The sequence below is a fragment of the Mesorhizobium sp. M1E.F.Ca.ET.041.01.1.1 genome (genome assembly GCF_003997355.1).
GTDB lineage: Bacteria > Pseudomonadota > Alphaproteobacteria > Rhizobiales > Rhizobiaceae > Mesorhizobium.
Genome location: NZ_RZSL01000221.1, coordinates 1 through 9,112, shown reverse-complemented (window position 1 = coordinate 9,112; position 9,112 = coordinate 1). Strand labels below are relative to the sequence as shown.

The following is a 9,112-nucleotide window of genomic DNA, read 5'->3' as shown; positions in this document are numbered from 1 at the left end:
CATCAGTCCGCAGCGCGGGGGCACCGATGCGCCTGCTGTTTAGCCAACGTTACCGCCGAGCGATCGACCAGACTGCGCTCGTCGTCGATATACCCGACACTGCCCGCCGCAAGATCTGGGCGTGGCTAGCCGCCAACAACACGTCTCTTGGCATTCAGCGCGATCCCAATGATCGCTGGATCTCCAACTCCTCGATCCTCGAAGAGACCGAAAGCGATCTACTCATCGAGCACGGTTGGGACCGCCTTCCGGTCACACCCTATCCGGCTGACGCCCAAAATCATGCAGCGCTGCGTCTTCTTATGCTGGACGGCCAGGGTTGGTTCGTCTTCGACATCATCGAGATCGCGTCCGGTTACATGGAGCCTGCCGAAAAGGACGCACTACGCCAGAAGGTCAATCAGATATTTGAACTCCATGACTGTCCCTGGCGAATGTCAGACGGAGAGTTTTTCAAGCTCGATGCCGACTTCATCGGCGCCGGGCTCGCAGCAAATGCGCACGACACGCTGGCCGCAAACCAGTTCGCCGGCGCTGCCGATGAGTATGCCAAGGCACGTCAGTATCTCGGCGCAGGCGATGTCAGGGAGGCAATCTTCTTTGCCGGCCATAGCTTCGAAAGCGTCATGACGGTGATCACGAAACTCGAACACGCCAATGGCGACAGGCTGATCAAGGAGCTAGGCGCGCAAGGCTTTTTCGACGACTTACCGGAATCCGTGCGTGCCGGCTTTATGGATCAGGTTTTCAAGGCGCTGCCCTTCCTCCGCAACAAGCTGGGCGGTCACGGCCAGGGCAAGGACGTCGTGGCCATTCCGCCCGCCTATGGTGATCTCGCTATCCAGATCGCTGCTGTCTTCCAGAATTTTCTCATCACCAAACACCTAGAGCGCTCGCCTCCGCCACCCGTGCCAGAGCCCGCCAAGGAAGAGCAATTTGCTCTTGATGACGACATCCCGTTTTAACGACGAAGCGTGTGAACACACAGCCACGGACGGGTGTCCGACCACGAGCGGGGTGTCTTCCGGCTTTCTGAGATCGACGACCTTCTCAAACCCGAAGGCGCAGCGAACCGATCAGGCAGGTCCGGGAAGCGTTCTCCGGGCGGGTCCAGGATGTGCTTGCGCGCCGGTGACCACGTCGAACTTCCCGAGTTCCCCGACGTGGCGAATCCTGAAGGCGGCCATGCGCCATCTCGAGACGAGCGGACCACGGCCGTTCCGCCGCAGGCGCCTGCGACGCAACAGTCCCGCTTCGGATAGTCGGCGACAAGAACCAGGTCGCGGAACCGACATATCCGCAACGACGGCGAATTTTGAATCCGCTGCGTCTGCCTGTTCCGCTGACCCGCTTTTTCGGCACCCCGATTTGCGCGCTTCGGGATGATGATCGGCAGTATCGATTCAGGTGGGAAAAGAGCAGGGGATCAATCCTTCCCTGTGGCGATCAATCATTGCGTTTTGGCTCAGCCGGCTCTACCTCTCGTGATAGGTTCCTATCAGTCGTGGTCAAGCGGATGAACGATCGGACGAAGTCCCGTTCGAATAAGCCGACGGACAAAGAGAAGCGGCAGATGCTGCTTCATCTGGACAGCGACGTGATCAAGGATCTGAAGAAGGCGGCTGTCGATCGCGAATCATCCGCATCGGCAATCGCGAATGAGGCCATCGACGCATGGCTCAAAAAGAACGAACTGCGCGGGCCGTGACTGAAGGTTACAACTAGCGCAGCGATACGGGGGACAGGCCGGGCATGACGCTTCCAAACATATTCGACCTCTGCAAACCGCGTGAGGACGTTGCCAAAGGTACGATTTCGGATAGCGACTACGCGGCCAACCTGGCCAATGTTCTGACTGGCCGCGCGTCGCGTGACTATACGGACGCGCCGACATTCTTCACCAACACCTATCCCACGGAGGGCCTCAAAGAGCTTCTCGTCAACGTCTGCGGACGGCTCTCGGGGCGCGGCGAAAGCGTGTCTGCAGTGTTTCGGCTCGATACGTCTTTCGGCGGCGGCAAGACGCATGGCCTGATCGCGCTTGTTCATGCGGCGGCAGGCATGAAGGGTGTCACCAACGTCTCAGAATTCCTCGATCCCGCGCTCGTCCCCAACCGAACCGTTCGAGTTGCTGCCTTCGATGGCGAGAACTCCGACCCCGCAAACGGCAGGCCCATGGGCGATGGTGTGCGCGCCCATACGCCATGGGGCGAAATCGCCTATCAGCTCGCGGGGAAGGCGGGGTACGAGGTCGTTCGCCAGTCTGACGAACAGCGAATTGCGCCGGGCGCCGATACGATCAAAGAGCTGTTCGGTTCCGATCCAGTGCTCGTGGTTCTCGACGAGCTCGGCGAATACCTTCGACGTGTTCAAGGCATGGGCGGGCGCGATCAGCTGACCGCCTTCTTGAAGGCACTCCTGACCGCTATCGAGAGCACGCCGCAGGCAGCGATCGTTTATACCCTGGCCGTTCGATCCGACGGCAAGAGCATCGATGCGTTCGCTGAAGAGAATGAGTTCCTTGCAGGCGCGATGTCCGAACTGGAAAGTGTCTCAGGCCGCAAGGCGACCAATCTCAACCCCACGCGGGATGACGAGACAGCGAAGGTCATCCGGCGACGCCTCTTCGCCTCGATCGACGACGCCCGGGCTGTCGAGGTCATCGATGCCTATCGCGCTCTTTGGACCAACCACCGGGATATCCTTTCGGAGGAAGCCAAGCGTTCCACGACAAGCGCCGAATTCGGACAAACGTATCCTTTCCATCCAGACGTTTTGGACACGCTAACTGGCAAGACGGCGACACTTGGCGGATTCCAGCGAGTCCGCGGCATGCTTCGTATCCTTGCGAAAACCGTGGCGACCGTTTGGGCGAACAGACCGTCCGACGCCTCCGCGATCCACCTGCATCATATCGATCTCGGATCGGACGTGGTTCGCCGCGAGTTCACGACGCGGCTTCAACAGGGCGCTTTTGTGCCCGCGATCTTAAACGATATTGCAGGGCCGCCGGAAAAGCTGGCCCTCGCGCAAGAACTGGACGCCAAACACTTCAAGGGGCTTCTGCCCTACGGCACCTATATGGCCCGCACGATCTTCGTGCACACCTTGGCCTTCAACAACGACTTGAAGGGGCTTTCGGTCGACCACCTCCGCTATTCGATCCTGAGCCCAGCTTCGGATATCTCCTTCATCGATGACGCCAAGACCAAGTTCCGTGCGGAGTCCGCCTATCTCGATGATCGCCCGACTGCTCCGCTGCGCTTCAACGCCGAGGCCAATCTCACGCAGGTTATCGGTCGCGAGGAAAAGAACGTCGATCCTGGCGAAGCGCGGACTCAGCTTGCCGATCGCGTGAAATCGATTTTCGGCGGGCAGTCCTTCGATTTGATCCCATTCCCGGGCGGGCCTTGGGATGTTCCGGACGACGTTTCGGATGGCAAGCCGCGGCTTGTGCTGCTTTCTCACGACGCCCTGGATATCGGCGCTGATCTTCGCGAGATCCCCGAGATCGTCGGCCGCATGTTCGAACGCAAGGGCGCGGACGGCAACGGCTTGCGTTCGCTGCGCAACAACCTCGTTTTCGTCATCGCCGACGAGGCCAAGGTGAACGAGATGAAGCGCGCGATCGTACGCCGCCTTGCCCTTCAAGAGCTAAAGCGTCCGGAACGGGTCAAGGAACTCGCCGACCACCAGCAGGCCAAGGTCTTCGAACTCGAGAAGAAGTCGGAAACGGAAGCTGCGATTGCGATCCAGCAATGCTATCGGCACATCCTCTATCCGTCCCGGAACGCTCTGGGTGGCGCCGCTTCGGTTCAGCTCGCTCATTCCGTCATTGATATTCAGAACGCGTCGGAGCGCCCCGGATCGGGCCAGCTGCAAGTCGTTCGGCAACTGCAAAGCCAGAACAAGGTTCGCGATGCTTCGGACTCACCGGATTCCCCGTCCTATATCCGCGACCGCACGCCCCTGAAGAAAGGGCAGATGACGACGCGCGACCTCCGTGACGAATTCCGGCGCGATCCTTCGTTGTCGATCCTGCTCTCGGATGACGTGTTCCGCAAAGCGATCCGCAAGGGAATCGAAGAAGGCGTCTATATCTACAAGCGCGGGGAACTGCTCGCCGGCCCGGGCGATCCGATGCCCTCGGTCAACATGGATGAAGAGACGACGATCTTCACGATCGACTTCGCCAAGTCGAAGGGCGTCTGGCCACGACCGGCGCCGGCACCCCCTGCCCAACCCGCGGCCGTTGGAGGTGGTGACTCAATCTCCGGCGAACCCCTGCCGCCCATTCCAGGCGGCGGGATAGGCACAGATGGTGCCACTGCTGAAGGCATGGGCGAGAGACAACAGGCCAGTCTTGGTAAGCTGTTTGCTGCGGAGGGCGTCTTGAAAGAGGCACTGCGCAAAGTAGTGGAACAGGCGAAGTCGGCGAAGATTACCGCAATCGACCGAATCGTTATTCGCCTGTTCGAATACGGTGATGCCTTCAAGCTAATCCCAATTGCGAACAGCATCGCTGGAACAAAGCGCTCGGTAGCACTGGAAGGCGGCTATACCACCGCCCAGGACAGCGAAATGATGTTCGAGTTCAAGGGCGCCGCTCAAGATGCGGCGACTATCAAAGACTACCTAGAGCCGCAATTCAGAGCGGCAAAAGTCACAGATCTGAAGACGAGTATTTCCTTTGATTTTGACGCCGGACTCGCCCTGGATGGTGATGCCGCTGACAAGTTCATTGAAAAGCTGACGCGCTTCGCAAGCGCGGCTGCCTATGTCGAAGCCACGGCGGAGGTGAAATGATGAATGTGCCGCGCCGGAAGGAAGAGTATTCCATGGCTTCAAAAACCCAACCCGTTTACGAACTGCGCGCCCGCCGTCACGGCCCAGGCGATACGGAGGTTGAGGTCTGGCAGCTTCCGTCGCTGGCGACACCCCAGATCACCGCCCCTGTTCGCCTTGCGGGTTTGCGGGGCCGAAATCTCGAACTGGCCGAGCACCGTGTTCTCAAGCGGTTGAAGGAAAGCGGCATCCGCCTTGATCTTCTGCCGATCGAAGGCATGGGATCGGCGCTCGCAGAAGAAACAGCGCTGCGCCTAGCGCTCCTGTTCCGCACGCTCGCGCCGATGCGCAATCGCGACAACATGCGCCTCGTCGCCGAAGGCATCGACGCCATGGGCAAGGAGGAATCCGGCTATTGGCTCGGCATGTCGGTCCACCGCAAGAACCCGCGTCGCGTTCTCACCGCTTTGCGCATCCTGCTCACCGATCCGGCGAAATGATGGAAGAAGAACATATGTCGGATGTGCGGCTGATTGAACGGTGGTTGCCAATTGCGGAGATAGGTGTCGAGAGCCTACGGGAACGCACGCCGATGACGCCGTTTCCCGCACCGAATCGCCTACACGTATGGTGGGCGAGGCGGCCGCTCGTCGCTTCACGTGCTGCTGTTTTGGCGTCCCTCATTCCTGCCGGTGCGGATCCAGGCAAATTTCTGCATGCGTTGGGTATTCACGGCGACCCGATAGCGGCACGAAAGCGCATCGCCGTGGCCGATAGGAAAGGCGAACGCCTCGGAAAAGACGCCTATGGTTATCCCCGTGCATTCACCTACAAGGCGACACCCGAGGAAATCAGCGCACTTGGATTTCCGCCGGCACCCTTGGTCCTGGACCCCACTGCGGGCGGCGGTTCAATTCCATTGGAAGCGTTACGCCTTGGTGCGGCTATCCTGGCCAACGACTTAAATCCCGTCGCCGCCACCATACTAAAGGCAACCGTAGAGTATCCAGTTCAACTGGGGTCACGGCTGATCGAAGAGTTTGACGCGATTTCTTCTATATTCTTGAACCGCCTTCGTAGTTCTTTTCCAGGGGCCTTTCCTTCGGAGCCTGAGCTAAATACCCGTCCGGACGCTTACCTCTGGGCACGCACGATTCACTGCCCGTACTGTTCGGGGAAGATACCTCTGTCTCCGAACTGGAGGCTCAACTCGTCTGGCGTGGGCGTTCGATTATCTCCCAAACTGGACTCAGGCCCAGGTTCTAACCGTAGATTCTGCGCATTCGAAGTTGTTGATGAGGCAGAGCACCAATCGCCCGGAACGGTTTCGGATGGAGATGCAACATGTCCGTTTCCGGATTGCGCACGCGTTATTGATGGCGATGAAGTAAAGCGCCAAGCGCAGGCCGGGAGCATGGGCGACCAATTGTTCGCGGTGGTTTACAAAAGAAGAGTTGAAACGAAACTGAAGTCCGGAGCGGTAGGAAAGCCTAAATGGGAACGGGAGTACCGCGCGCCTAGAGATGAAGACGACCTCACCGACGAGTTCAAGAATTCCATTGCGAATAGAATCGAGGAATGGGAACTGTCCGGTGCCGTTCCAACGGAGACAATTGACCAAATCTCGAACTACGATCGCGGTCATCGGCTGTACGGCATGACACATTGGCGAGACCTATTTTCGCCGCGACAAATTCTCGGGCACGGCCTTGCGGCCGAGGTATTTCGATCACTTGTAGAGGAGGATCGCGCCGCGGCCCAGCTTAGCCCGGCCCGGCGAGCCGCTTTTGTCTACCTCAGCTTTAGTCTTGATAAACTGCGAGACTACAACTCCAGAATGACGCGCTGGATTGTTAAGCGAGAGGTTATGGCGAACACGTTCGACAGCCACAACTTCTCTATTAAGTGGTCTTATGTAGAGATGGCGGTCCTGGTCGAGGGGCAAGGTTTTGATTGGGCTATTCGAGAAACCCGAAAGTGCATAGCGGAGCTCATTGAGCTCAGTAGCTCGTCCGTTGCAGGTGCTGGGCCCCTTTTCCGTGAAGTGTGCACGAGCGATTTACCCAAAGCGGTTGTGTCTACAACGTCCGGTTCCGTCCTGGACCATATTGCAGATCATTCGGTGGATGCCGTTGTGATGGACCCACCTTATGGCGCGAACGTCATGTATGCGGAACTATCTGATTTTTTCTATGTCTGGCTGAAGCGGACAGCCGGACTTGTCGCTCCTGAGTTATTCACTCGGCTCCTGACCGACAAGCAAGCGGAGGCAGTCGCGAACAAAGCCCACTTCAAGGGCCAGAAGGGCGCAGACGCCCTTGCCAACCGCGACTATCAGGAAAAAATGGCTGCGATCTTCGCAGAATGCCGGCGCGTGCTGAAATCGAATGGCATCATGACCGTGATGTTCACGCACAAGGACACCAGTGCCTGGGACGCCTTGACGAAGGGCCTGATCGAAGCGGGCTTCATCATCACCGCTTCCTGGCCGGTGAACACCGAGGCGGAAGGCTCGCTCCACATCAAGGATAAGGCTGCCGCTAATTCTACAATCTTCCTTGTCTGTCGGCCGCGCCCCGCCGAACAAGGCGACGAAACAACCTATTGGGAAGATGTCGAGCCCCTGGTGGCGAAGGCTGTCCGCACGCGGGTTGAAGAATTTCAGAGAGCCGGGATCAGCGGCGTCGATCTCTATCTCGCCTCCTTCGGCCCTGCCCTGGAAGAGTTCTCGCGCCATTGGCCGTTGAAGCGTGGCACGCCCCGTCCTGAACCCATCGCCAAGAAGCGCCGTAGGCAGGCCGAACTGTTCGAAGAAGAGTTCGATCCCTATGCCGTGACGCCGGAAGACGCGCTCGATGCCGCCCGCCGGGAAGTGAAAACGTGGCGCTTAAACCAGCTCACCCATACCAAGGGGCGCGGCGATCTCGATGCGACAACGTCATGGTTCGTCCTGGCCTGGGACGCCTTCAAGGCGCCGGTATTCAGCTACGATGAAGGCTTGCGCCTCGCGCGTGCTGTCGGCGCCGATCTCGATGGCCAGTTGATCGGCAAGATCTGCGAGAAGAAGGGCTCGGACATCAAGCTGTGGGATAGTGCCACGCGCGCCGCGAAAAGCGGTCTTGGCCCGGCCGATGGATCGCGTGCGATGATCGACGCAATCCACCACGCGGCAAACCGGGCGCGCACGCGAACGCTCGATTCGGCGCTTGATCGGCTCAAAGATGCCGCGCTCGATAACGACCCGCAATTCCTCGCGGCACTCGAAGCGGTGCTGGAAGTCTTGCCGCCGTCGCGCAATTTCGTCGGCTTCGATGTGGCAACGGGCGATGCGAAGTCGGCGGCCGATGATTTCGACGCCCTGGAGAAGCTCCGTCGCCTCGCCTTCTCCGACAAGGTGGATGAGCCGCAACAACTGTCGCTGTTCGTCGAGGAGGCTGCTTGACGCTTCTGCGCGATACAGCGTGGCGGCTGAAGTACACGCCGGACGATGGAGACCTCGTCCGGCTGTTCTATGTGCCTGCACTGCGCTCGGCCACTCGCTACGATCGTCTCACAGGCTATTTCTCGGCACGCGCCTTGGCCTTGGCCGCGCGCGGCGTCGAAGGACTGATCGTCAACAACGGGCGAATGCGCCTGATCGTCGGCTGCACGCTCGGCGAAGAAGAGGTTGCGGCCATCGAGCGCGGCGAATCCCTCCGCGATGCCGTCGAGCGAACGCTGATCAAGATGCCGATCTTGTCAGCCGACCCGCGAACGATCGATGCCCTCGAGCTTGTCGCCTGGATGGTGGCCAACAGTTTCCTAGATGTGAAGCTTGCCGTACCTTGCGACCTCGACCGCCGGCCGATCCGCGACGACAGCATCTTTCACGAAAAGACCGGCATCATCGAGGACAAAACCGGCGATCGGATGGCCTTCAACGGCAGCATCAACGAGACCGAATTCGGCTGGACCCGGAACTGGGAAAGCTTCAACGCTTTCACGTCCTGGAATGACGGCCTGCGCGTAGACGAAGAAGAAGCCAGCTTCGCGAAGCTCTGGGCTGACCGCGCCCGTCGGGCGATAACGCTTGATGTGCCAACGGCGCTGCGGGAACAGCTGCTGACCTTTTTGCCTGATCCCGAAAAGCTGCCGAAGCGCCTCGCCGAGCAACATGATCAAAGGGCGGGACAATCAGAACGCAAGCCAATACCCGGGTTTGAACCTACTGAAGCGCCCAACGTTGTGTCCCCGGCGCCCAACCTTTCCATCGATGAAGAACGCCAAGCGATCTGGGAGAGGATTGCGAACGCGGCCGTTCATCCCATCGGCGGGGATCGCGTTGGAG

Annotated in this window: 5 protein-coding genes and 1 pseudogene; all 6 read left to right on the top strand. The window is 59.3% G+C overall.

Annotation, left to right across the window (positions count from 1 at the left end; translation table 11 throughout):
- On the top strand, nt 1-965 hold a 965-nt coding region (locus EOA38_RS18725; protein WP_210212972.1), incomplete at its 5' end, for a hypothetical protein.
- A 608-nt stretch (nt 966-1,573) separates the two neighbouring features.
- The gene (locus EOA38_RS40975; RefSeq protein ID WP_281060109.1) at nt 1,574-1,708 is read left to right on the top strand and encodes a hypothetical protein; all 135 of its coding nucleotides are present in this window, start codon (nt 1,574-1,576) and stop codon (nt 1,706-1,708) included.
- Nucleotides 1,709-1,752: 44 nt separating this feature from the next.
- Complete coding sequence (locus tag EOA38_RS18715) at nt 1,753-4,806, top strand: DUF499 domain-containing protein (protein ID WP_127299913.1); 3,054 nt, start codon at nt 1,753-1,755, stop codon at nt 4,804-4,806.
- A 32-nt stretch (nt 4,807-4,838) separates the two neighbouring features.
- A complete protein-coding gene (locus tag EOA38_RS18710; RefSeq protein ID WP_245480873.1) occupies nt 4,839-5,285 on the top strand; it encodes a hypothetical protein in 447 nt (148 codons plus the stop codon).
- Nucleotides 5,282-8,227, top strand: a complete 2,946-nt coding sequence (locus tag EOA38_RS18705) for a DUF1156 domain-containing protein (RefSeq protein ID WP_245480872.1) — start codon at nt 5,282-5,284, stop codon at nt 8,225-8,227. Before EOA38_RS18710 ends, EOA38_RS18705 begins: the two co-directional genes overlap by 4 nt.
- A pseudogene (locus EOA38_RS18700) lies at nt 8,224-9,112 on the top strand (phospholipase D-like domain-containing protein); the annotation flags it as partial. The gene EOA38_RS18705 and the pseudogene EOA38_RS18700, both read left to right, overlap by 4 nt.

Excerpts from the sequence above, each read along its gene's own strand:
- EOA38_RS40975 (WP_281060109.1), top strand. The coding sequence starts at position 1,574 with ATGCTGCTTCATCTGGACAGCGACGTGATCAAGGATCTGAAGAAGGCG.
- EOA38_RS18715 (WP_127299913.1), top strand. The coding sequence starts at position 1,753 with ATGACGCTTCCAAACATATTCGACCTCTGCAAACCGCGTGAGGACGTT.
- EOA38_RS18710 (WP_245480873.1), top strand. The coding sequence starts at position 4,839 with ATGGCTTCAAAAACCCAACCCGTTTACGAACTGCGCGCCCGCCGTCAC.
- EOA38_RS18705 (WP_245480872.1), top strand. The coding sequence starts at position 5,282 with ATGATGGAAGAAGAACATATGTCGGATGTGCGGCTGATTGAACGGTGG.